The sequence below is a fragment of the Saccharopolyspora sp. NPDC050642 genome, from assembly GCF_040654735.1.
Classification (GTDB): Bacteria; Actinomycetota; Actinomycetes; order Mycobacteriales; family Pseudonocardiaceae; genus Saccharopolyspora; species Saccharopolyspora elongata.
The window spans coordinates 408,937-433,597 of sequence record NZ_JBFAIN010000003.1 but is presented as its reverse complement, the minus strand read 5'-3'; the positions used below and the strand labels follow the sequence as shown (position 1 = coordinate 433,597).

Here is a 24,661-nt window from a genome sequence, read left to right as displayed (position 1 = left end):
AGATCGACGTTCGTCGCTCAAGGTTTATCCAGGCGCGATGAAAGTCCGGTGTTGTCTTGAAGAACAACGCACCACTTCCGGCGGACAACCCGAACAGGATTGCGAAAGATTCTCATGCGGAGAGCCGCTCGGGCCGTCGTCCGACGCACCACGCAAGCCATTCCGCGCAAGCTCTCGCTGCAACTGAACAGGAGTGATGTCTTTCTGTGGCGTGCCGAACTCACGGGTACCTGCCCGCGCCGAACGGTCAACCTCCGAGCGCTTGTTTTGCTCCTGGGGTGGAGGGGGACCGGGTCCGTCTTCATGGCGTTGTCCCTCGTGATCTCCTTGGCCGAGGGGTGGACCTGATCCAGGTCTGCGCGCTTGTCGAAGATCAGCTTCATGATGGCGCAAGCGCTGCCGCGCATGTCGGCGACGCCATTGATGCCGGCATCCGTGCGCACAATTTCTGCTGGTCAACACGGGCTCGTCGGTAGCTGTGCGGTGTCAGCACTATCGGGTGTATGGGTTGGTCCGGCAGAGGAGTTGATTTCCATCGGGCGGTGTTCAGGTCATCAGTTTCGACGCTGGCGATGGGAGGAAAGTGGGAGGATTGTGTTGGCATGGACCGCGTTGTACTGCGCTGAACGGAAGCGAGCAGCACCGGTTTTTCCTGCAGCTTATGGGTTTTCGCTGGTCGGTGTCTTTTGTGGACATTTCTGGGGGTCAAGTGGTCGCGGGGCAATATGGGGCGCCTCGTGGCCTGTTGGCAAGGATCATCGTGCTGGGAGATGTGCTAGTTGGTTCAAGGTAATCAATATTTTCAGTGTTGATTGAATGTTATTTGGTTGTCGTGGTGCTGGACTGGTTGGGCGAGTGGGTGAGGTTCGCTGGTGAGGGCGGCGAGTGCGGTGGCGATTTCTTGGGTGCTGGCGCGGATGTAGGTGGTGGTTGTGCCTGTGTCTCCGCTGGGGTTGTCGGTGTGGCCTGCGTAGGCGTGGGCGATGGCGTAGCCGAAGTTGCGTTCGACCCAGGTGAGGGTGGTGTGACGTAGCCAGTGGGTGGAGATCTGTTGGGTGGCGGCCCAGGGGAGGTGGGTGCCGATGCGGTTCCAGAGGTGGTCGTAGCGGCGGGTGGTGATCGGCCTGCCGTTGGTGTAGCGCAGCAGCTGCCCAGTGCGAGGTGCCCCGCGTTGTTCGGCGTGGTGCTGGAGATGGGCCATCAGGGTCGGGGATACAGGTTGCCAGCGGACGGTTTCGCCTTTTTCTCGGAGGAAGATCAGGCATTGGGTGGGGTCGAGGTCTTGGGGGCGTAGGCCGAGTGCGCCGCCGCGGCGGCAGGCGGTTTCGGTGTGCAGGCGCAGGATGAGGGTGTCGAGTGCGGGGTCGTTTCCGGTGGTGGCCGCGATGTGGTTGATCTCGGCCAGGTGGGTGTCGTCGACTGCTCGGCGGGTGGAGGGGAGTCGGCGGGGTTTGGCGACTTTGCTGGCGGGGTTGTCGGCTGGGGTGATGAGTTTGTCGTCTTCGGCGTGTCGGTAGAGGCAGCGGAGTGCGGCGATGAGGTGTTCGCCGGCGCTGCGTCCGCCGCGGGCGTTGCGTCTGGCGACGACGTGAGTCTTGATGTGTTCGACGAGTTGTTTGATCTCCGACGGGGTGGGTTCGTCGAGTCGTCGGTGGCCCCAGTGTTCGTGGATGCGGTTCCAGTAGGAGCTGTAGACGCGGCGGGTGCCGTCGGTGACGGCGGCGGAGACGATCGGGATGTAGTCGGCGAACGTGGGCACCGGTGGACGGTCTGAGGGTGTGGCGAGAAGATCCTGGGCTGAGAGTCCCAGGCGGTCCAGGAGCAAGCGTGCGGCGTCCAGATCGGCTTGATTCGCGCTTGACGGCTCGTGGGTGGTCATGGGAGATCACCGTCCAGCCGCGTGGAGTGGCAGTGGGTGATCATGTCGTCCAACACGGCGGGCGGGTGAACGACTAGGACGCCGCGGGCGGGTTCGGCGGTGAGCAGGACACGGTCGCCGGGCAGTAGGCCGCTGCAGTGCCGGACCGGGGCGGGAAGCCGCAGATGTCCCTGCTTGGTGATCTTGAACACGCCATGGGTGTCGGTGTGGATGATCAGCAGGCGGCGGCTTTCGCGGATGGCCAGTCGGGTTCCGGGTGTCCAGCCCAGCGCGCGGAGCACCGCCTGATCGGCGATCCGTCCCCGGCCATCGACTGCCGCCAGCCCGTACACCACGCCACGCTCGTGTGGTGCGGGGACGACGGGGAGGGGAAGCGCTCGGCGGATGCCGACGGGCCCTGGGCGTCCTGTCGCCGAGGTGCTGTCCTGTCGCGCAGGTGTTGCGGAGGGGACCACCGGCCTGATCACGGAGCCGGTCACATCGACCACCCCCCACCACGCGCGGTGGGGCGGCCAGGGGAACGCTGATTCAGCGTGTTGGAGTGCCTTCAAACACTGGCACGTCAGATGTAGCAGGTATGCCACATTTTTGTGTCCGAGGGGCGACTTGCACACTAACCACCCGTCTCGTTCTTGCCGACGTCAGCTGACGCGAGCGAGGATGTGGAACTCGTGAGACCTGTCCGCGTGTCCCACCGAGCCGATTCCCGAGACAGCTCGGTGGGACACGCGGAAATGGTCGATGACCAGCCAATTCGGTTGATTGGGCTGCGGCGGGGTGTCCCGAGCTGTCCGCGAGCTCGCGGTGCGTAGTTCAGGCAACCCAGATGGCGAGCGGTTCGCCGAGCACTCGTCCGCTTCGACGCTGAAGCCGGGAGCATCCGGGAAGGTGTAGGGCGAGTCCGTCTTCGCCCACCGCTTCGAACTCCCCTGTCCGGCGGGGTCACCATGCCTTGTCAGGCGAGCACGGTGCACAGCGCCTGGGGCAGCACGGTCGCGCCGAGGTGAACGATGGCTGCGAAGGCGAGGCGGAGCCGACGGTGCCCTGGACGCTGGTGGTCAGTCCTGCGGAGCGGGCCATGTCGCCAGGAATAACGCGGACATCTACACCCTCCTATCGCTACCGAATTCGGTTTGAAAGGGGGGAACCAATTACGGAGCAATACGCATAAGTACTCACTTCGCGAGGTTCCCTGCCCTCAAACCTGCCAGGCCCGCCGACCTACCCCGCCGAGCTCGGCACCGAACCCGAGCAGCGGCATCGCTCCGCCTGAATCGACGCGCCCCTGCACCTATCGCCAGGCGCGGGGGCGCGTTCATCGTGTACCCGCGATCAGTTCCGCCCTCGCGTTCTCTCCACGATCAGGATGATCGCGGCGACCACGGCGGCACTCCACATAACCGCAGGAGCCGCCCAAGATAGAAATCCCGCCATGGCTTGCGCAGCCACCCAGGCACCAGCGAGCAAAGCTGCAACGACCGCCGCGCACGTCTTGTCTGTGGTCGCAGGGCGCCGCAGCCCCGGTGTGGCAGGAGATGTTTCCGGGCTGTCCGTGAAGGCGAGCAGCATTCCTTCGCGCACTAGTACCAGCCACGTACACGTCGTGGGCAAGTTCGACGCCGTTGTCGCCGAGCAGGCCGGGCTGTCATTGGCCCACCTCGTACAGGCGTTCGCCGTCGCTCACCCCGCGGTGACCTCGGCGACCCGGTCGGCACGGTCGCCGTTCGAGCGATCAGCGAGGAAACGTTCGACCAACTGCTGACCATCAACGCCAAGGGCCCCACTTCACCGTGCAGAAAATCGCTCCGCTGCTGGCCCAGCACCACGAAGGCGACCTCGTCCGGGTGTCGGACTTCTACACGATGATCCGGCGACGAGGTAATGGGCTGATCGACGTCATGGACGTGCTGTCGATGGTGGGCATCTTGCTCGACGACCGCCCGTCGGTGTTCGGCACCTGGCTAAAGTCCACAATAGACAAACTGCTCGACCTGATCGCCGGTTACGTCCGGCGCTGCGCGCACGTTCTGCGCGAGGGTGGGCCGTGACGCGCACCGCGCAAAGTCAATACCGCCATCACCTATGTCCGCGTCGTTGTTCCGGTGCTGCTGGTGTGGTCGCACCCACGACAACTCGCGGTAGATCACCCGCGCGGAGGTTGTGGCTACCGCCAGGCGCAGCGGGTCGTCCCCCGCTTACGAGCGAAGAACCTCCAAAGGCGGAAGGCTACGCCTCCATGGTGGTTGGTACGTATCTGGATAATACGTGCTCTCAATGCCTTCAGGTGTTGATAATTCTTGCTCGGCTAATACCCTAGCGGCTCGGCCATGCACCATCAGGAGGTTCGTCATGACCCAGCAAGAGAGCACCGCAAGGCGGGTTGCGGCGGTGCACGCCGCGCCCGTGTTCATGAACACCGACGTGACCATCGACAAGGTGATCGGATTCGTCGAGCAGGCCGGCCGCGAGGACATCGACCTACTGGTCTTCCCGGAGACGTTCGTGCCGGCTATCCCTACTGGATCGAGTGCTATCCGCCGCTGCAGCAGGTGGCCGCCAACGCTGAGTACACCGATGCCTCGATCGAGGTACCCGGTCCCGAGGCCGCCCGGGTCCAGGCGGCCTGCGCCCGCGCCGGCGTCGAAGTCGTCTTGGGCATCAGTGAGCGGCTCAAGGGCACCCGAACCTGCTTCAACTCGCAGGTCTACATCGACGCCGACGGGAGCTTGCTGGGGGTGCACCGCAAGCTCCAGCCGACGTATGCCGAGCGCATCGTCTGGGGACAGGGTGGGGGGGCGACCCTGTCGGTGTTCGACTCCCGTTCCGGCCGGGTCGGAGGGCTGGCCTGCTGGGAGCACACGATGAACCTGGCTCGGCAGGCGCTGATCGAGCAGGATCAGCAGATCCACGCCGCGGCATGGCCGGTGTTGTCCACGATGGCGGGGTTCGAGACCGTCGCGGACGCCCAGATCGAGGCCATGATGAAGACGCACGCGCTCACGGCGCAGGTCTTCGTTGTGTGCGCCGCCAATCCCGTTGACGACACTTGCCTGAACTGGATGCGGGACAACCTTGGCGAACAGAACTTCGTGACGGCCGGAGGTGGCGGGTCGGCAGTCATCCACCCCTTCAACTCCTTCCTCGGCGGGCCGCACACGGGGGAGGAGGAGAAGCTCGTCACCGCCACAGTCGACTTCTCCGACGTCCGCGTCGTCAAGGCCTGGGTCGACTCGAAGGGCCACTACGCACGGCCGGAGGTCCTGCGGCTCGGGGTCGACCGCAAGCCGCTCTGGCACGACGAACGGGAGGCCGAGCCAGGGCGGACGAGGACGTCTGCCGATGTCGCGGCCGTGGTCGCGCCGGAGATCCCCGGCGCCTTGCCGCAGGGAGCGGCGATACCAGCCCCCCAGGAGTGGGACGCCTCCGCGCAGCGCGAGCTCACTTCCTGACCGGATTGTCCCCGGTACGCGCGACCCGCGGGTTGCCCCGGCGCCAGCATCGCCGACCGGTCCGCGCCCCACCGGTCGACCGGGCGGCAGCCCAACCTGTGGTGCTGGAGCTGATTTGCCCGCTCCAGCAAGCCGGACAGCTGCGTGTTGGAGCTGGCCGGACTGGCAAGCGAGCGGCCCGGCAGGAACGAGGTCTCCAGATGGCAGTTCGCCCGCCTCCCACCAGGCCTTTTGCGTCTGGATCGCCAGGGCGGCACTGGAGCACCCTGATCCCGAGCGTTTTAGCGGCGGGTGGTGATTGGTCTGCCGTTGGTGTAGCGCAACAGCTGTCCGGCGCGCGGTGCTCCGCGTTGGTCGGAGTGCTGTTTTCTCAGGAGGATCAGGCATTGGTGGGGTCGAGGTCTTGGGGGCGAAGGGTGAGTGCGCCGCCGCGGCGGCAGGCGGTCTCGGTGTGCAAGCGGAGGATGAGGGTGTCGAGTGCGGGGTCGTTGCCGGTGGTGGCAGCGACCTGGTTGATCTCGGCTAGTCGGGTGTCAGCGAGGGCGCATCGGGTAGAGGGAAGTCGGCAGGGTTTGGCGACTTTGGTGGCTGGGTTGTTGGCAGGGTGATGATCCTGTCGTTTTTGGCGTAGCGGTAGAGGCGGCGCAGGGCGGCGATGAGGTGTTCGCCGGCGCTGCGTCCGCCGCGTGCATTACGGCGAGTGATGACGTGGGTCTTGCTGTATCCGCCGAGCTGCTTGACTTTCGACGGGGCGGGTTCGTCCAAGCGTCGGTGGCCCCAATGGTTTTCGATACGGTTCCAGTAGGAGCCGTAGACCCATCGGGTGCCGTCGGTAACGGCGGCGGAGACGATCGGGATGTAGTCGGCGAAGGTGGGCACCGGCGGCCGGTCCGAGGGTGTAGCGAGAAGATCTTCGGCCGACACACCGAGACGGTCCAGGAGCAGCCGTGCAGCGTCCAGATCGGCCTGCGGCGCGCCCGAGGACTGAGGTTGGGCCGTCATGGGCGATCACCATCCAGCCGTTCGGTGTGGCATTGGGTGATCATGTCGTCCAACACAGCGGGCGGGTGCACAACGAGCAAGCTGCGGGCGGGTTCGGCTGTGAGCAGGACCCGGTCACCGGGCAGCAGGCCGCTGCAGTGCCGGACCGGGGCCGGAAGCCGCAGATGCCCCTGCGTGGTGATCGTGAACACTCCATGAGGGTCGGTCCGGACGATCAGGAGGCGACGGGTTTCGCGAATCGCTAGTCGTGTGCCGGGGTGCCCAGCCCAAAGCGCGTAGCACTGCCTGATCGGCGACGCGGCCCCGGTCATCGACCGCAGCCAACCCGTAGATCACGCGACGCTCGTGCGGTGTCGGGACGGTGGGGAGGGGAAGTGCTCGACGGGTAGCTCGGGGGCGCCCGACCGCCGACGCCCTGTCCTGCTGCACGGGTGTTGCGGAGGGAACCACCGGCCTGATCACGGAGTCGGTCACATCGACCACCCCCACCACGTACAGTGGGGCGACCGAGAGAACGCTGAAACAGCGTATGGAGTGCCTTCAAATACTGGCACGTGAGATGTAGCAGGGATGCCACATTTTTGTGTCCGAGGGGGACTTGCACACTATTCACCCGCCTTCTGCTTCCCGAAATCGGTTGAGGGGAGGGCGTTTTGCCGTCCCGCCTGTCCCGCGAGGGGTCCACTTGGGACGCCTTGATGGGACAGGTGGGTTTGCTTTGTGAGCTGCGGAAAGTTCGACTGGTGCAGGGGTGGGACAGGTTGCCGTTGGGTGTCCCGGCTTGGCCTGAGTAGCTGCCACGGCATGTGTACCGGGTGCTCGGTTTCGGGACATGGTTGCCTGTCCCGCTTAGCTACGCGGGGCGTAGTCACCGCCCTGGTGCGTGGGGTCCAGAGCCTTTCGCGGGCTCGATTTGACCTTGTGGTCCCGCGGGCGCCGACGTTGCTGTCTTGGTGTACCCGGTCAGCAGCATGCACGAGGTCTTGATTGAGAAAACCCGACCGGATCGAAGGCCTCGCCATACGCCGACCCGACGATCTCGGCGGAATCATTCGTGAGTACCGGTCCGATTCTTGACCTGCGCCGGATGTAGTTTTCGGCAGGCGCAAGGTCGGTTCAGCGTAGATCGCTGCAACGTGTGCAGTTGGATCCGCCGGGCGTACCGGTGACCGGGCAGACTCGGCACGTGGGGCAGATGTAGCGGATCGGGGCCGTGCGTGCCCAGCAGGGAGAGGCGAGGGCGTCTCGGCCCAGAATCCGCTCAACCCAGCCAGGTCCGTTCACGTCGGGGTTGCGGACCTTGCGTTCGGGTTCGATGAATGGGATCCGGCTCTGGCACTGTCCGCATCTGTGGTGTCCCCAGCTGGTGTTGCAGGACTGGCAGACCACCAGGAGGGTGTCGTCGTCTCGTGGGATTTGCGTTGTATCGGCCTTGTGCTCACACGACGGACACGTTAGAAGCGGTCGCACGGCGTTGCTAGCCGTCGTGATTGCCTCGCTGAGGCCGGCGATCTCGCGCACGAGGTCTCGTTCCCAGCCAGCGGAACCCGTGCGTTCGATCAATTGCTGGAGGACATGGTCGAGGTTGACGGACTCGTCGCGAGTCAGCGGGCGGCGGAGGTCGAGGTGGTCCGGATCACGGCGGTAGAAGAGTGGGCTCAGTCCTCGTCGGGTGACGGCTGCCTTTGTGAGATGGTCGATCAGGCGTCGCGGGATTCGGCCCGTGGGCAAAGTGATCGGGACGGGGTAGGCTGCGAGTGCCGGTGTCTGGACGGCGATGGCAACGGCTCGGGCCAGGCGTTCAAGGCTGGTCGTCTCGAGCGGGGAGACAGGTACCGCGGTCGTTGACTCGCTGTCGTTCGGTGTATCAAGTCCAGCAGACGTCAACGGCATGGCCTGCCCGTCCTGAACGCGAAGAGCAGCGTCGGATGCGGCGAGATACACCACGACGGTCAGACCCGTTGATGCCTTGTGTACCGATTGCCAGCGTTCAGAGATGGTTTCTGGCTTGTCGTCAGTGCTGAGGAAATCCAGCAACGGTACGAATCTAGTATTCGTACCGTTGCTACGAATAGTGAGGACGCTGGCGTCGTCCCGGTCGAGGACGACTTGGCCCCAAGGGCCTGACAGCGTCACAGGGGAACCGCCGCTGGGTATTTGGTCGTCGGCCGGCTGGTAGCCGAGATCGTTGAGCGCGCGTACTACGAGACCGAGCACGTAGTTGTCGAAGGACTGGTGTCGGTGCTTTAGGCGGCGTCGGCGTTCTTCGGGCGATTCCTCGACTATCGGTTCCTTTTCGAACGCGGTCCAGAGGAGGCCGGCGGCGTGATAGTTCCGGTCGTTCTCGATGACGTTGGTTCTGCGGAGAGTTCGTTGACCAGTGCGGCGACCGCGCATGAGCCGGACGAGTGTGCTTCCGCGCAGGTTCTGAATCCGGGCAGCCAGGGCTTCGAGGGTGCGCAGCGTCTGCCTGACCTGATTGGATGACACTGCGGCATGTTGCGCGTCCTCGCCCCAGAACCTGTAGATCCGGTTGCGTCGGGAGTAGGTGCCCTCGTCTTCGGCTCTGGTGAGGTCCGCGAGATCGTCCCGTACTCGACTCAGTTGATGAATCCGCTGGGCGAGGGCAGTGCTCAGGATCGGGTGGACGAGTTCGGCGACCATGCGGTTTTCGTAGATATCGGGATCGTTCTCGCGAGTGATCGCCATCGCCCGTCGGGGGACCGGTCCGGCAAGCGTTCGGCCCGCCCAGTCTTCGGTGTGCGCGCCGAGCCGTTCCAGCGCCCGCCGTGCAGGCCGCCGAACCCGAGCAACCGGCAGCAACTCCGCCCTTTCCCCAAGGCGAGTAATGAAGCGCTCGCAGATGCGTGCGAGGGACGCAAGTTGTGTCTCCAGGTCACGTTCGCGACGCTGAAGTTCGAAAGTGGCATCGTTGTGCCCAGAAAGCAGCGGCGTGCTGTCGAGTGTCCGCCACGAGCCAGAAGTGAGGGCGTCGTCGAGTGCCTCTGCCAGAGCGCCGAGTGCATTGATGTCATCGGATTCAAGTTCGTCACGGGACCGAAGCCCGACAGGAGCCGGGTCGGGATCGAGACAGTGGTCGGAGCCGATCGCCCACCGTCCGGTCCAGCCGGGCAACGCCTCGCCGGGACTGCCAGAAACCCGGTCAACTGAGCCGGTCATGAACCGTAGCCATGCGACAGCCTGGACGCCTCACCACGGATCCGGTCGAGCGTCTTGGTCGGCGGTTTGTCCTCCAGCTTGCGCCAAGCACCTTCGATCTTGTCCGCGAGTCTGTTGAGCTCATCAGGGCGGACGCCGAACCGGTCCTCAAGTTTGCGCACGAGCTTCGTCGCGACGAGATGGTCCACAGCTTCGGTGATGCTGCCGCCTGAGTCGAGAACAACGGGCACGAAACGCTCCAATTGGCGTTCCAGCCGGTTTCCCCAGCCCACACCGAAGCTGGCGAACTCGGCATGGAGTTTCTCAGTGAGGAAGGTCTTGACTTCACTCACGGTCCCCGCGAGTTCTCTTGCCGCCATATCGAAGGCGCGCTGAAGTTCGTCGAAGGAGACGGGGGCGTCGTTGCCTCGCATCGAGGTCGCGAATTCTTTGTGCCGCTGAGGAAGTTCCTGCACGTGTGCACGATCGTAGGTCTTGTCCGCGAACGCTACCGTGGTCTCGTCGTGGTTCGCGGTGCCGACGAACCACACGTTGGGCGGCAACGGAAGTCGGGAACCCTCGAATCTATCCGGCAGACCGGGCAGCGCGCTCGTGAGCAGATCCACGTACACCCGTCCGGTTACGCTGTTTTCCAGGAGCGAGAGCATCGACCCGAAGTACTGCTCGGGATGCGCGAGGTTCATCTCGTCCAGCACGATGACCATCGGCCGGTCCTGGTTCGCGGGCAGGAGAGCCCGATAGAGAGCTTTCGTGAACTCGCTCTCGGCGAAACGCTTCTCGAACGCGTTGTAGTAGCCGAAAAGGTCGTCCTTGTCGCGCCAGCCCGCTTGGACTTCGACGATCTGCGTGGCGCCAGCGCCGCTGAGTGCTTTGAAAAACTCGCGCGGCAGGCTCGTCTTCCCGGTTCCGGAAATGCCTTGCAGGAGGTGCAGTCGACTCGACGCCATACCGGCTAGGAACAGCCGCACGTCGCTCTCCTCGTAGTAGAAGGCGGTGTCACCGGTGGCCATTCGATCGCGTGTCTCGGCGACGAGATCGGCCAGTGAATCGACGTCGCGTGTGTTGATCGGCCGGGTGAGCGCGACCTGACGGTCGTAGGCAGAGCACGCAGGAAATGGTTCCTTGGTGGCTTCCTTGGCTTGCAACTCCATCCATTCGGCGCGGTGTTGGTTGATCGCTTGCCGGAGGGTCTCCTTCTGGGCGGCCAGCGCGTCGCGCTCGTCGCGCAGTATTTCTAACTCCCCTACGCTCGTGAGCTGGTAGCGCAGTTGTCGATCGATCGCGTCGTGCTGCTGCCGCCACTGCGTCGCCTGCTGCTCGGCCTGTGTCATCCGCTCGGCTTTGGCACGGAGTTCAGTGACCACGGCCTCTGGCGGACGTCGGGACAACTCGTCGCGGAGGGCTTTGACCTGCGCGACCAACTCGTCGTTCTGGTGGGTGAGTGCATCGGGGTCATCGCCGTAGAGCGCGAGCGTTGTCTCCAACTCGCGTATTCGGGCGTCACGTGAACTGCGGCGTTGTCGTTCGTGGTCGAGGTCCTCTTGGAGATCCGTCAGTTTTTCCTGGACTGCGGCGACCTGGCTTTCCGACTGTCTTTTCAACCGCTCGGCCAGTCGTTTGTTCTTCATCTCAGCGAGCTCGAGATCGGAGTCGATCTGCGCTTGTCTTCCGCGGAGTTCGGTTTCACGCTCGGCGAGGGTCTGGGCGAGAGCGGCCAGTTCTTTGCGTTCGGCGTTCAACTCGTCCCGGGCGGCGGCCAGGACTTTCGTTGCCTGTCCCTGTGCTTCTTCGGCGATTCGCACGGACTCAGCCAGCAACTCGTCGCGGCGGTGCGCGGCGGCCTGGGTCATCTCCTTGAGGTCATCGGCGAATCCGGATTTGGCGATGGATCGCTGTATTTCCAGGTCGGCTTCGTCGCGGGCGACCTGTGTCTCCCGTTCGGCGACATGGTCGGTGCGCTCGGTTAGTGCGTCAAGTTCATTTTGCAACTCCTTTTCTTTCTTTTCGGCCCGTTCCCTTGCCTTGAGCCAGGTCTTCTCGCGTTGCTTCACTTGATGCCAGAGGTTCAGTACTCTGGTTGCGGTGAGGGCCTTTTCATCGGCGACCTCGATGTCTGCTGCTTCCGCCGCAATGTCCTCCGGGCCCGGATTGGTGGCGGCAAGACCCGCCTCAACCTCGTTGAGCTTAGCCGGGTCCGCGGCTGCGCCCGGGGCCTGGCCCTGGCCGCGGTTCCTGGATTTCCTCGCGGCCACCTAGTTACCTCCGGGTTCCATCAATTGATTGCACAACGTGATTGCTTTGTCTGCCAGCGTCTCCAACTGACGGGGTTGTGCCGGGTCGGTCGATAGCGATGCCCAGCGAATCGTCAACTCCACCAGTGTCGAGAGCGCAGCTCTTTCAGTGGTACTCGTTGATGACGAAAGTTTGAAGGCCGCGAGTCGACCGGCGAGGGCGGGCAGACTGTCTGGCACGGTGGTAACCAACTGCTGGGTCGCATCTTGATCAAGCCCGAGGTGTATGGCCAGCTCGTCGGCTGCGCGCGTTGACCAGACAGGAGTACTGGCAGGGTCCGTGCCTGCCAGGTACCAGCATTGGTCACAGTAGCGGCGCAACGCGAGTTCGATCCTGCTCATAACGACCAGACCGGCCTCGCCGTACTGGTACTCCGCCAGAACTTCAAGTAGATCGTCAACCGCAGCGCGCAACGGAACTACGGGGCCAGGATTGTCGATGGAACTCGGTACGGAACGGAGCCAGCGCGCTACCGGCTCATGCTTCTCGGCGGTCTTGGAGAGGTAACGGGTGAGGCTCGCATGTGGCGTTCCCCGCGTCGTCATCACCGCGACTCCGGCCGAGGTGACCGCAAGTTGACCGGCGATCAGACATGGCTCTCCGCTGCTCACGAGGGCAGTCCGGCGATTTGGGTCGTTCGTCGCGCGGCTGAACCGGGCGAGTTCCAGGGGCGACGGTTCGGCCGGTTCATGTAGGTCAGGGGACAGTAACCGGCAATCGACCTCCACCGGGCGGCCCGCCGTGCCATGTTCGAAAACCGCACGGTGGCGGGCGGTGAACCGAAGCGGAATCGGCCGCAACTCCGCTCCGGGTTCGGGCCAGAGCTCGTCTGTCGCGACATCGCGATAGATCCATGCCACTGCGGTGCGATTTGTCGTGATCTTCCCAGTGGTGGACACGCGCAGTCGCTCGGTTCCGGCTTGTGCGAGCAGATGACGAACTAGATCGTCGGGCAGCTGCAGCAGGTCACTGATGCGTCCGGGCGATGTTTCGCCAGCCTGTTTGAGTCGAAGCACTGCTTCCAGCAGCACGTCGTGGTGCACCGGATCGGTTTGTTCGACCACGACGCGCCACCGAAACGCGGGGACCAACACGAGGTGGCGGACTTCGAGCGGCAACTCCACGAGCGCATACGCAGGTAGTTCAGCTGGATTTCCGAAGGCCATGCGCACCCCCCGTCAAGTCGTGAAAGGCCCCCAGGGCAGGAACCGCCTCACGGCCCTCGGGAGAGGTGAACATCGTGGCATCTCCAACTGCTATCAGGAGCCGCCGCTGTCGACTCATCGCCACACACAAGCGGTTGGGGAGCACGAGAAAACCGAAGTCCCGGTGTCCGCGCAGTCTTTGGTTCGATCGGACGGTCGAGAGAAACACCACGTCGAACTCCCGTCCCTGGAAGGCATCGACGGATCCGATCCGCACGCGGGGAAGCCCGCGGTCGGTGTACAACCACGGGACAGAACGGTTCAGTGCGTACTCGCGTCCTTCACGGACGCCAAGACCCTTCTCAAGCATTGCCTCCCACAATGCGGTCTCCTGTCCGGAGTAGAACGTGATGACGCCGAAAGTGAACTCCGGCGAGGCATCCTGCAAACCCTTACTGAGTTCCTCAACGACGACCTGCGCCTCGGCTGGCCGGGCGATGCTCGTGCCGACCCTGTGATCGCCGCCTTTCACGGCAGGCACGTCAATCCAGGCACAGACGGCGCCTTCGAAGGCTGTGAGGGGGTGCGCGAACGCCTTCGGATCATCGATGCCGTTGGTGAGGCGTTCCTGGAAAGGGGCATAGAACTGTTCGCTGACGAAGGCTCCCAGAACCGGATGCGTTCTGAACTGGCGGTCCAGCGTGATGGCACGAGGAGTGCCGTCACGTACTCCTAGTTCCCTGAGCCTGATGAATAGGCGCTCGAACAATGATCTGCTCAGGACGGTATCGACGACCTTGGTGTCATGACGCTTCGAGAGTTGCGGTACGAGGTCGTCGTCCAGCAGTTGCGGTAGTTGGCGATGGTCGCCGACAAGGATGATCCGCTCGCCGGCAAGGCTCATCGGGATCATTAGGTCGAGGGGATTCGCACGCGCAGCCTCATCCACGATCACTGTGCCGAACGGGACGGTCTGAGCGTTGCGCATCTGGCGGGAGGCCGACTGCTGACAGGTAGCCGCGAGGGCACGGGTGTGCTTGCTGACCGACTCGCGAATCGCGCCGGGTTGCGATGCCACTGCGGCTCGAAAGTACTCGATCGCCAGGTCGACCGGGTTCGCCGAACTGCGTACTTCTTGGGCGGCCGAGTCGATGGCGCGCTGGAGCAGGGCTTCTACTTCTGGCATGGTTGCGATGACGCTGGCGCGGGCGCGGCCGTCCAGGATGCGGTCGAGAATGTCGCGCTGGAGATCCGCGAGCTCCACCACCGTGATGTCAGGGACTGACCTGTTGAGGGCGGCTCGCTCCAGCTTTTCGCGTTGGGCATCGTTGAGCAGATCGAAAAATCTCTGGTTGGTGTACGCGCTTCTGGCGGTGTCGGGACCGTCATCGGCATAGGCTTCCGGGGTAGTACGCAGGCGCCTGGCAAGCATCATCAGTTCGTCGCCATCGTGGCGACCCGAACCGCCGGCGAGGTCGTGCTCCAGCCGACTCGCCAGTCGCCGCGCGTCGCGCGCGACACGACTTCCGACGAGGTCGGATTGACCAGTCAGCCAGGTCAGCAGGGTGATCGTGTTGGCGACATCGAACGGCTGTTGCCGGTATGCGGTGGCACGATCCTGCAGTGCTCGTTGACCACGGACGAACTCGTTTGGACGCACGTTCTTGTATCGGCGATCCAGGCGCGTCGCTAGGTCGTCCGTCCATGCTGCGAGATAGGCCACGTCCTCCTGGTGTTCGCGGCGGCCCAGCTTGACCGGGGGCAGGATTCCGTCGTTCGACGCGCCCACGAGGTTGCCGACGGCGTCATGTTGGTAGCTCGTGAGCAGGACACGTTTGTCGAGCGCGGCTGTGTCTCGGTGAATTTCGCTCAGGCGAGCCTGGATGGCGGTGATGACTCGTGTCTTGCCCGTCCCCGGTGGTCCCTGGATGAGTACCAGATCGCGTGAGTTGATGGCCAGGTCGATGGCCTGAAGTTGGGCATCGGTCGGAGTGCCGCCCAGGATCTCGCGCACTCTGGCTGACATCGGCTCGTGGTGCCGTGCCCTGCCGACTGGGCCGGGACGTTGGTTGCCGAGAATCAGAGCCAGTTGCCTGACTGGGAAGGTAGCTCCCGTCGTGATGGCTGTTTGGGCAACATTTCGCCGGTCGATGCGGACTTTGTCGAGTGTGTATGCGCCAGCCAGTCGGCCGCGTGGGGGCAGGGTGCCCGGTTCGTATGGCCGTGCCGGCGTCAGGAGGATCGTTCCTCTCTCCGACACGGATCCCTCGCCGATCAGGAAAATGCTGGTGCCGCGACGTTCTGCCTCTTGGAACGCGACGCCGTCACCGGCCTCGATGCCTACTCGCTCGCGTCCGATCCGGTCGCGGAAGGCATCCGAACGTCGGTGTTGAACGAGGTCGAACTCCAACCGACCATCGGGCCGAAACGTGAACCGGTCGTAGTCTGCCCAGCCGATGTCGCTGGCAGCCTTCTTAGCCGCTGCGCGCTCCAGCGCGTTGTACTCCTCCCAGATCGCCAGGTAAGCGTTGTCCGCACTGGAGAGGCGCTTCACTTCCTCCCGCTCGGCCGTCGTGAGTTGTCCGAGACGGGTGGCATCGACGAAGGAGACCTCGCCCTGGACGAGCATCAGACGGTCGTCAGGCTGAGGCTGACGGTTCGTGAGTCGTTCGAGCACGAGCCGGTCGTCGATCAACCGAACGTCGGCCATGATCGTGGCACCGACCAAGCGAAAGGCATTTTGGTTCGCGGCGGCGCCCGCACCGGTCGCTACGATTGAGAAGGACTTGTTTGCGTCCAGCCGAAACTGCTCCGTCAGCCACCGAATGACGCCGTCCGGCGTGGTGCTTGATTGCATGTATCGGCGGGCATCCTCAACCAGTTGGTCGTCGACACCGATTCGTCGCCCATCAGGCCAGCGCTCGTACCGGTCATAGGTCAGCACCCGCAGGACCACGGTGGGTTCGGTCGACACGATCTCGGCGACATAGGCATCGGAGTTCGCTACCGTGGTCAGCCAGTCGACGTCATTGAAATCGGGCTGCTCGCAACTGCCGACTACGTCGCCGGAGATCACGAAGACGCCGGCTGGTGAAATCACGAGACGGACAGAACAGCCACGCTCGAGCGGAAACGAGCCGACCGACCGCAGCAAAACTGTGCGCTCCTCCTGCGCAAAAGGAAGTTGCCTGATCTTCATCGGGCCGACACTGACCTGAGAGCGATCGTACGATCTGGCCTCATGGGAGTCCTGAGATGCACGCGGTAGACGTCGTTGCCGGTTGGTGTAGCGATCCTGGTCACAGGGCGGCCGTCGGCGTTGACGATCTCCGTCTCGCCGTGAGGCGTCAGCTCGTACCCACCGGTCACCGGGCGCACCGTGAGAACGGGTTCGGTCTCGTCGTAATGGCCCCATACGTGCCGCGGCAGTATTTGCGTCCCGGTATCAGACAAGGCTAGCGAATTCCGTGCGGACAACCTGGTCTCTAGAGTGCCCGGATAGATGGTAAGCAGAGGAGTGGCACCGGTCGTCAGGCCACAGTAAGGGCACTGGGGGCTCAATCGGTAGTAGGTCCAGCAGCATCCACGGCACTCGATCACGTTGTCCAGCGCGGTGAACAGGACTTCACGCCAGCGACTTGTCCCCGGCCGCGACGTGGGTGCGAGGCGACCCGCACCGAACGTGCGCTGGCATAACTGCCGGAGTCGCCCGCTAAGCGTCAAGGACAATAGTGGCTTGGGCCATTTGTTGGCTGGCAGCCTGTTCGTGTCATCATCGGGATCGTCGACGTAGGGGAACTGACCCCTGTCGATCCGCTCGTCAGCCGTTTCCGCATCGAATTCGAACGTGGCCGATCCCATCAGCGGATGGCACAGCACCAGCATCCGGAAAACGATGACTCCGAGACTGTACGCGTCGGCAAGGGTCGTGGGCGGACTGTTCCGCGTCCGTTCAGGTGCGATGTACCCCGAGAGTCCTTTGATACGCCAATTCGGTTCAGTCATCGAGGTGAGGTTGTCCGTGTCAATGAGCCAGGTCGCGTGCCGGGTCACGTCCTCCGACACCATGACGTTGTTCGGGTTCAGATCGACATAGGCGAGACCTCGGGCGTGCAGGCTCGCCATGGTCGACGCCAGGTTCGCTGCGATGGCCAGACGCCGTCGTAGTCCCCCGGTTTTCAGGTACCAGTTGGGGTCCGCGCGATGGCCGAATTCTCGGGGAAGATACGGCTCTCGCAGTGGTGTCATCTCGTCGGCGAGCCGCATCATGTATCCGTCTCCGCCAGTTCGGATCAGGGTGATGGGTGGGGCGATCGCCAATCCGTCAAGCGGGAGCCGCCTGACCTGTTCGATACGCTCAAGATCCTCTGACCGGGCCAGCAGTTTGATTGCTAAGTCTGGGTACCCGACTACCCGGTGGACAGACCCTTGGGCTCCCGCTGCGATTTTCTGCCCGAGTTGGAACTCGACTCCCGCGTCGTCGGTGACCCGGATGACTTCAGTATGCATCGTCGTTCTGCAATCTGATGATGGATTCATCCCGGTCGCGGGTCGGAGCAACATCGGGTTCGAACTCGCTCAGCGTCACCTGCGAGATCGTAGTTGTCACGAACTGCAGGAAATTCCGGATTTCCGACGCCTCGCTCGCCTCGTGTGGCTTGTCGCCGCTGAACTTCGCGAGTAGTTCGCGATTCGCCTCGGCGCCGATCGCCAAGGCGAAACGCGTTGCCTTCGCGCCCCTTTCGCTATCCAGGAGGGCGTCGAGTTCCTGATCCCATGGGGTCTCCGATGACTCCTTTGGGATTCCGTCCGAGACGAGCGCGATCGTCGGTCGGTACGCCCGAGACGGTAGGGCATCGCGATCTTCAATTAACTCTCGTGCCAGTTTCAACGCCTCGCCGAGTGGTGTCGGGCCGCTGGCGCATAACGAGGTGAACTCGACATCCTCGATGGGTTTGTGTGCGAAAAGGACGTTCGCCGATGTGCCGCCGAAGGTGATGATGCTCAGGGTGATGAAACCGTGGCCGGCGTCCGCCTCCGTGAGCTCCTCGATCATCTCCGTGACGCTGTCGTTCAGGACGCCGATCTTATCGCCGTGCATGCTTCCGCTGGTATCTAGCAGAAGGATTACGGGAAGCGTGCGAGCCGAAATCGGCGAAAACGAATCAAGCAGTGACATGGCTGCTCCTAGTGTCCTGAGCCATTGGCGTTCTTAGCGAGCCACGGTGCGATGGTGAGATCAGGAGCGTAGCGGCCGCGCGCCCGTTTGCGTCCGGAGAGCCGGATCCGCATTGCTCCACGCGCTAGGCTAAGTTGCTCGTCTACCTGGAGTGTCTGCCGCACTTCGGGTATTAACTTGGACGTGTCGCCGGACGAACGAATGATCATGGTTCCGTTCTTGGAGCCGAGATCCTCGGCGGACAGCCTTCCCGCCTCGTTGCTGAGCCGGACATGATCGCGGCTGACCAGGTTGACATGCTTCTCGTCGAGCAGGTCGCGGACGTCGTATCTGTCGGAGCCTCGGCCGCGCCCGATCGTGAGGGCGGCACCTTCGGCGACCGGGATGCGATCGGTGATGTGCTCATCAAGGACAACGACGATTTCGCGGGTGCGCTCACGTATGCCAGCACGTTCAGCTGCCTCGCCGCACTCGGGACAGCGGACTTTCCCATCCCTATACCCCGGGTCGGCATCGATGACCGCAGCTGAGCCCCAGACAACACATCTCTTGTTGGTGCACGACCACTCGCTCTTCAGCGCTTGACGAGCTTCAGAGCTGGTGATTCCTTTGGGCTTAAGATTCGCTTCCTCTTCATACCGGGAGACTTGATAATCGGGGATTGGCGAGTAATCGAGTTGAGTGAAACACACCGTGTCCGCATGGAAGGTCGGGGCGTAGAACCGCTGGCTACCCTGCAGCCACGGGTGCTTGCGGCGATGATCCCGGAACAAGTCGGTGGTGATGACTGCGGCGTCCGGGTACTTTTCGGCGAGTTCGAGGATGTCCGGGTCGGCCCATGACACCGAGTGCGCGCTCTCGCGACACTTCCATTCCTGGAGTCCACGTTTCCCGCGGTCATCCATCTTGCGCCACAAACTGTTGTCCGCCACGCCATAGAAGACGGCGCGGGCATCCCGTTGCTCGCGCCACCCCTTCACCACGAGCTCGACACGACGCCAGTCGTTCTTGCCGTCGGAGCGCACCACGGGCGAGAGATCGATGATGACTGTCGGTGGCTCCATCGGCTCCTTGACTTCCTTGCGCGACTAGGGGGACGAAGCTGACGTGTCTGCCCGAGATGTCGGCTAGGCATGCTGCACAACTCGGTGACTGTCTGCCGTGCCAAGTACTATCGCACAGCGAGTCGAAACGGAAGCGGGGTTTGTTTCAACTAGCTGCGGTACGAAGTGTTTCGCTTCGTCGGGCAATGGTGCTGATAGCTTGCTGGGTCGCTTCGCGTTCGTGTGGCTGGCATGCGGGGTCATGTAGAGGTTGAGGACAGCCGCGTCGGCGGCCAGGTGGTCGAGCCAGGTCAGGGACCAGAATGCGATGGCTCGGGGCGAGCGATCTGCGGGTCCGTCGGGTTGCCTGCGGCTTCGATGATGTGGCGGAGGGCTGTACGTGCCGAGGAGGAAATACGTCCATGCAGATCAACAGCTCTGCCTCGCTGTCGCCCACGCCTTCACCGCGCTGCGACCCTTGCCGATGGCCGACCGCGATAAGGACGTCGAGTTCCTCGCCCTGCGCCCAACTCGCCGTCCTACAACAACAGCTCGGCGGCCAACGCTTGAGACTGCGGCCTGGGCAGGACGTTCCTTGCGGCGCTCCTCGTACCGCTGGCTCGCTCGACGTACCGCTGGCCCGCTCGACGCTACGTCGGCTCCGGCTTCTGATCAGTCCGGATACGGTGCTGCGGTGGCATCGCGAATCGCGTCGATCCCGCCCAAAGCGTAGCCGATCTACCTCGTGTAGCCGAGCACGGTGATGTCCCCGGCCAAGTGCGATGCGTGAACTGGCGAGCGGGCCGACGTGCTCGAGCGCCCAATCGGATCGGCTTGAACTCTGCTACTCGCGGATTCCCGAATGCTGCTCTCAATGCGTTGCTCGATCTGTGCACGAAGGTCGTCGCATGGTGAGTTGTCAGGTGCACTTGCTGACCGTGATCAACGGTAGGCCGAACAGGTGACTTCGCCTGCCACATGAGCCCCATGGGATCCTACGTCCCGTGTTTGGCGAGGATAGGGGCTCTCAGGCACGTGCGAAGTCTCGGCTTGGTTGCGACCTCTTGGAAGTAGGATCGGCGCTGGTGCGAACCGCTAGCGTCAACGGACGACGTTGATCAAGTAGATGGGGGGTGGCCGCGTTGCCCAGCGGCGGATCATCGGTGCCGAAGCCGAAACCACCGCCGGCCAAGCAGCGCTGGTTCCAGAGCCGCCCATCGCCGTACGCCTGGGAGCAGGACGGCCTCGATCACATCGAGCGGCTGATGCCCAACGCCGAGCCGTACCGGGGGTGGGCCACGTTCTCCTTCACCGCGGTCTCCGGACGCATCAACGAGTGCGACCTCCTGATCGCCGTGCCTGGTGGCCTCTACCTGGTGGAGCTCAAGGGGCACCCGGGGCGGGTGGTCAACAGGGGCGATACGTGGAAGGTGTACGAAGACGGCGCCCGCTACCCGCGGACCCTGCGCAACCCGCTGCACCTCACCGACCTGAAGTGCAAGGACCTCAAGACCCGTCTGGACTGGGCGCTCAAGAAGCGCGGCTACAAGCAGAACACGCCGTGGATCGATCCGGCGATCTTCCTGTCGGCGAAGGGCTTGCGCTCGGAGCTCGACGAGGTGCAGTGCGCCAAGGTCTACGGCCGTGACGAGGACTGCGACGGTCTGCCGTGGATCTGGCGCGACCTGCTGTCGAAGCCACCCCAGCGGGACAACAAGCGGGTCGACCCCGAGTTCTCGCAGCTGCTGCCCGATCTGCTCAGGGACATCGGGATCAGCGCCGCGACGTCCCACTTGCGGTTCGGCGACGACTGGACGTTGCAGCCGGACAAGCTCGATGCAGGCCCGACCTGGGAGGACCGGCTCGCCGAGCGCTCGGACCTGGTCAAGGAGGAAGGCCGGGTCCGGATCTACTTGACGGCGCAGCAGGCCACCGCGGATCAGCGCCAGTCGGTGGACCGAGCGGCTCGTCGCGAGTACCAGGTGCTGCAGGGCATCAACCACCGCGGCATCGCCCAGGCCGTGCAGATCGCCCACCACCAGGGCGGCCCGGCGATCATGTTCCGCCACCGGCACTCGGACCTGCGACTGGATTCATACCTCGACGTCTTCTGCGAGCAGCTGACCACCGAGACCCGGTTGGATCTGGTCCGCCAGCTGGCCGAGGCCGTGCAGTACGCCCACCAGCGGTCGCTGTACCACCGTGCGCTGTCGGCCCGGTCGGTCTACGTGTCGGCGAAGGACGACGGCTCGCAGCCCGTGCTGCGGATCACCGACTGGCAGGCCGCAGCTCGCGACTTCGACACGACATCGGGCGTGTCGTCGCTCGGCAACAGCTCGGTGACCGGCGAGCACCTGGCCGACTCGGCCGAGGTGTACCTGGCGCCGGACTTCGACACCCCGTACGCGGACCCGGTCGACCTGGACGTCTTCGGCCTGGGAACGTTGACCTACTTCCTGCTCACCGGCCAACCACCCGCGACGCAGCGGCGAGGGTTGATCGAGCGGCTCCGGGCGAACAAGGGGCTCCGGCCCTCCGCCGTAGCTGACGGCGTCTCCGACGAGCTCGACGTTTTGGTCTTCGAGGCGACGAGGAACGACCCGAACGACCGGCTGCAATCGGCGGATGAGTTCCTCAAACGACTGGACCAGGCCGAAGCGCAGTCGGTGCCGGACACGGCTGTGCCGAGCGTGGACCCGCTAGAGGTGTCCGCCGGCCAGACGCTGGATGGCGGCTGGACGGTGGTGCGGGTGCTCGGCACCGGTGCCACCGCACGTGCTTTGTTGGTCGCACGCGCTGACGAGGACGACGGTGGCGGGAAGCCCGAACACCGCGTGTTCAAGGTCGCGCTCGACGAGGAGAAGGCCGAGCGACTGCACGCCGAGGCCCGCGCGTTGAACAAGGTCGGCGGCGGTGTCGTCGTCAAGCTGCTGGAACCTCCGCGCCAGTTGGGCGGGCGCACGCTGCTCGAGCTCGAGTACGCCGGCGGTTTCGACCTCAACGGTCAGACCTTGGGTGAGGCGATCCGCGCCGAGGGCAAGCTCACGTACCACAACCTCGAGCGCTACGGCCGGGACCTGTTCACCGCGCTGGACGCGTTGGTTGGCAAGGGAGTTCGGCATCGCGACCTCAAGCCGGACAACTTCGGCGTGTTCCGGCGCGTCGATCGCTCCACGCAGTTGATGTTGTTCGACTTCTCGCTGGCCGGTATCTCGGAGCGGGACGTCAAGGCCGGGACCCGCGGGTACCTGGACCCGTTGCTGGGAACGGACCGACGCCCCGTCTACGACGACCACGCGGAGCGATATGCGGCGGCGGTGACCCTGCACGAGATGGCGTCGGGTCAGCGGCCCGTGTGGGGCGACGGGATGACCGACCCCCGCACCACCGATGACGAGACGCCGGTGCTTGCCGCGGACCTGTTCGAGCCCGCATTGCGAGACCAGTTGAACGAGTTCTTCCTGCGGGCGTTCCACCGCGATGTCGACAAGCGGTTCGACACGTTCCAGCAGATGGAGGACGCCTGGCGGGAGGTGTTCCGGAAGGCCGACGCGGCCCAGCCGATCACCACCGCGGAGACGGTCGACATCGACCAGTCGTCGTTGGAGGGGACCCGCGACGCATACGCCGAGGCCGCCACGCTGGACACCTTGCTGGACGCCGCGGGGTTGTCGCCGCGTGCAGTGTCGGTCGCGGCGTCGTTCAACGCAACGACGGTCCGCGAGCTGCTGGGCGTGCCCCCCTACCAGATCTCCAAGGCACGTGGTAGCGGCGCCGCGGTGCGCAAGGAGCTCAACCGGCGGCACAAGCAGTGGTTGCAAGCTCTGCTGAAAGCAGCGAAGGACGATCAGCGCCCACCGCTCGAAGGCCGTCTCACCATTGACGATCTTGCGGCGCTGCTGGTCCCGCCGTCACCGGGACGTAACTCCAAACGAGCCGAAGCTGTGCGCCTGGCTCTCGGCCTGCCCGACGACGATGGCGTCCCGAAGCCGTGGCCGACCCAAAGCGAGGTGGCCAAGCAGCTCGGTGTGACCCAGGCGACGGTGTCCCACCACATGCGGGCGAAGACCAAGGACTGGGCGGACGATCCCAATCTCACGGCGGTGCGGGACGAGCTTGTCGCCCTCCTCACTGATGCCGGCCGAGTCATGACTGCTGAAGAGCTGGCTGCGGCGCTGCGTGCGCAGCGCGGTTCGGTCGAGCAGGATCCTGCGCGCGCTCGGGCGCGGGCCCTGGCGGTCGTGCGCGCGGCTGTCGAAACTGAGACGTGGGCGGGATCGCACAGCGACGACGAGGACGACGAGGCGCGACTGCAGATGCTGCGACGGGGCGGTCACGTGGTGATCGCGCTCGAGTCTTTGGTGGGCGCCACGGACCCCAGCGCCCCGGAATTGGCGGACTTCGCCGTCAAGTTGGGAGCGCGGGCGGATGACCTGGTGCAGCAGGAGCCCCTTCCTGGCAGGGGAGTGGTGGTCCGGGAACTGCGAGCCGTCGAACCACCGGAGGGCCTGGCCCTGCAAGCCGACACCAGACTGGTAGAGCTGGCGGCGGCGATGTCGGACAACGCAGCCGCTTCACCGCGGTTGGAGTTGTACCCGCACAAGCTGGACCTGGTGCGCGCGCTGCGGATTTCGCAGGCGCCGGCCGGGGTCCGCCGCGATGGCGGCATCACCCAGCAGGATCTGCTGGCCAAGGTCAAAGCGCGCTTCCCGCTGCTCGAGCTGGACGAGCGGATGACGCACGTCCAGCTCGAGGAAGCGCTCAAGGCGGCCGGTTTCCAACTCGAGTACGACCCCGCCGACCGGCGGTTCCGCCCACCGGCGCTGGAACCCTCCCGGTTGGCCAGCAGCTCGTACACCACTGCGGCCGGGCGGGATGCCCGGACTGCTGGGTTGGATCCGAGCGAGGTGACGCACGCGAAGCTGAGCTCTGCCGTGGAACGGGGTGGCTTCGTCGCGCTGACGCTGCGCGGGATTCACTTTCCGGGTGCGGCCGAGGCACTGGCGTCGGTGTATCCGGTGCGCGCGGTCAATGTGGACGCGACGTTCCTGTCCGAGTTCCGCAAGCTCGTCGATGAGCGAGGACAGGACTGGGACAAGGTTCGCCGGCTGGATGGGAAGTTCAGCGAGACAGGCGAGGTGACCCGCGGCTTGGCGTCGTACGTGTCGGCCGCGTGGGATCGCGTGCGGCAGTGCTTGCTGGAGGAGGCTCAGGCGCAGAGCAGCGTGCTGTTCCTGCACCATGCGAGCCTGCTCGGGCGGTATTTCAACGAAGGCGGCCGCGGACTGCTGACGGGGTTGCAGAATGCGGCTCGGCGCCCGGACGACGCGCCGCACGGGTTGTGGGTGCTGTGCCCTGTGGAGTCGGCGTCGGAAACGCCGAAGCTCGAGCACCGGATCGTCGAGGTGCTGGGCGAGTCCGAGCGCGTGGTGCTCGATGAGGGTTTCTTGAAGGGCTTGCGCGCTGGCGCGGGCAGCGCAGCGTGATGGGGA

The 24,661-nt window shown here is 64.4% G+C and carries 13 protein-coding genes; 3 read left to right on the top strand and 10 right to left on the bottom strand.

Features of this window, described 5'->3' with window-relative positions; all coding sequences use genetic code 11:
* Positions 1–802 precede the first annotated feature (802 nt).
* A complete protein-coding gene (locus AB0H93_RS08510; protein WP_358569491.1) occupies positions 803–1,879 on the bottom strand; it encodes a site-specific integrase in 1,077 nt (358 codons plus the stop codon).
* Positions 1,876–2,214 carry an AbrB/MazE/SpoVT family DNA-binding domain-containing protein gene (locus AB0H93_RS08505; protein ID WP_358569488.1) on the bottom strand — a complete coding sequence of 113 codons (339 nt, stop codon included), beginning with the start codon at positions 2,212–2,214 and terminating at the stop codon, positions 1,876–1,878. The genes AB0H93_RS08510 and AB0H93_RS08505 overlap by 4 nt, the downstream gene beginning before the upstream one ends.
* A gap of 1,455 nt (positions 2,215–3,669) precedes the next feature.
* On the opposite strand from AB0H93_RS08505, the gene AB0H93_RS08500 reads away from it, so the two are divergent.
* Both AB0H93_RS08500 and AB0H93_RS08495 read left to right on the top strand, forming a co-directional pair.
* Positions 3,670–3,927, top strand: a complete 258-nt coding sequence (locus AB0H93_RS08500) for a hypothetical protein (protein ID WP_358569485.1) — start codon at positions 3,670–3,672, stop codon at positions 3,925–3,927.
* 279 nt (positions 3,928–4,206) lie between these two features.
* Positions 4,207–5,328: a carbon-nitrogen hydrolase family protein gene (locus AB0H93_RS08495; RefSeq protein ID WP_358569482.1), complete on the top strand. Its 1,122-nt coding sequence runs from the start codon at positions 4,207–4,209 to the stop codon at positions 5,326–5,328.
* 522 nt (positions 5,329–5,850) lie between these two features.
* On the opposite strand, the gene AB0H93_RS08490 is transcribed toward AB0H93_RS08495, so the two are convergent.
* From AB0H93_RS08490 to AB0H93_RS08455, 8 genes are all read right to left on the bottom strand, one after another.
* Positions 5,851–6,330 (bottom strand): hypothetical protein, encoded by a 480-nt coding sequence (locus AB0H93_RS08490; protein WP_358569479.1) that lies wholly within the window; start codon positions 6,328–6,330, stop codon positions 5,851–5,853.
* A gap of 1,116 nt (positions 6,331–7,446) precedes the next feature.
* On the bottom strand, positions 7,447–9,510 hold the full coding sequence (locus tag AB0H93_RS08485; RefSeq protein ID WP_358569476.1) for a hypothetical protein: 2,064 nt from the start codon (positions 9,508–9,510) through the stop codon (positions 7,447–7,449).
* Positions 9,507–11,762, bottom strand: a complete 2,256-nt coding sequence (locus AB0H93_RS08480) for an AAA family ATPase (RefSeq protein WP_358569473.1) — start codon at positions 11,760–11,762, stop codon at positions 9,507–9,509. The genes AB0H93_RS08485 and AB0H93_RS08480 overlap by 4 nt, the downstream gene beginning before the upstream one ends.
* Positions 11,763–12,866, bottom strand: coding sequence for a hypothetical protein (locus AB0H93_RS08475; RefSeq protein WP_358569470.1), 1,104 nt, complete (start codon positions 12,864–12,866; stop codon positions 11,763–11,765).
* Positions 12,867–12,945: 79 nt separating this feature from the next.
* The gene (locus AB0H93_RS08470) at positions 12,946–16,146 is read right to left on the bottom strand and encodes an AAA domain-containing protein (RefSeq protein WP_358569467.1); all 3,201 of its coding nucleotides are present in this window, start codon (positions 16,144–16,146) and stop codon (positions 12,946–12,948) included.
* Positions 16,143–17,456, bottom strand: a complete 1,314-nt coding sequence (locus tag AB0H93_RS08465; RefSeq protein WP_358569464.1) for a hypothetical protein — start codon at positions 17,454–17,456, stop codon at positions 16,143–16,145. The genes AB0H93_RS08470 and AB0H93_RS08465 overlap by 4 nt, the downstream gene beginning before the upstream one ends.
* Entirely contained in the window at positions 17,446–18,126 is a 681-nt protein-coding gene (locus AB0H93_RS08460; RefSeq protein ID WP_358569461.1) for a VWA domain-containing protein, read from the bottom strand. Before AB0H93_RS08460 ends, AB0H93_RS08465 begins: the two co-directional genes overlap by 11 nt.
* An 8-nt stretch (positions 18,127–18,134) precedes the next feature.
* Complete coding sequence (locus tag AB0H93_RS08455; protein ID WP_358569458.1) at positions 18,135–19,190, bottom strand: FHA domain-containing protein; 1,056 nt, start codon at positions 19,188–19,190, stop codon at positions 18,135–18,137.
* A gap of 1,142 nt (positions 19,191–20,332) precedes the next feature.
* Here AB0H93_RS08455 and pglW point away from each other — a divergent pair.
* Positions 20,333–24,655, top strand: a complete 4,323-nt coding sequence (gene pglW / locus AB0H93_RS08450) for a BREX system serine/threonine kinase PglW (RefSeq protein ID WP_358569455.1) — start codon at positions 20,333–20,335, stop codon at positions 24,653–24,655.
* Positions 24,656–24,661 lie beyond the last annotated feature (6 nt).

Coding starts and splice junctions, on each gene's coding strand:
- AB0H93_RS08510 (WP_358569491.1), bottom strand. CDS start 1,879: ATGACCACCCACGAGCCGTCAAGCGCGAATCAAGCCGATCTGGACGCC.
- AB0H93_RS08495 (WP_358569482.1), top strand. CDS start 4,207: ATGCACCATCAGGAGGTTCGTCATGACCCAGCAAGAGAGCACCGCAAG.
- AB0H93_RS08490 (WP_358569479.1), bottom strand. CDS start 6,330: ATGACGGCCCAACCTCAGTCCTCGGGCGCGCCGCAGGCCGATCTGGAC.
- AB0H93_RS08485 (WP_358569476.1), bottom strand. CDS start 9,510: ATGACCGGCTCAGTTGACCGGGTTTCTGGCAGTCCCGGCGAGGCGTTG.
- AB0H93_RS08470 (WP_358569467.1), bottom strand. CDS start 16,146: ATGAAGATCAGGCAACTTCCTTTTGCGCAGGAGGAGCGCACAGTTTTG.
- AB0H93_RS08465 (WP_358569464.1), bottom strand. CDS start 17,456: ATGCATACTGAAGTCATCCGGGTCACCGACGACGCGGGAGTCGAGTTC.
- AB0H93_RS08460 (WP_358569461.1), bottom strand. CDS start 18,126: ATGTCACTGCTTGATTCGTTTTCGCCGATTTCGGCTCGCACGCTTCCC.
- AB0H93_RS08455 (WP_358569458.1), bottom strand. CDS start 19,190: ATGGAGCCACCGACAGTCATCATCGATCTCTCGCCCGTGGTGCGCTCC.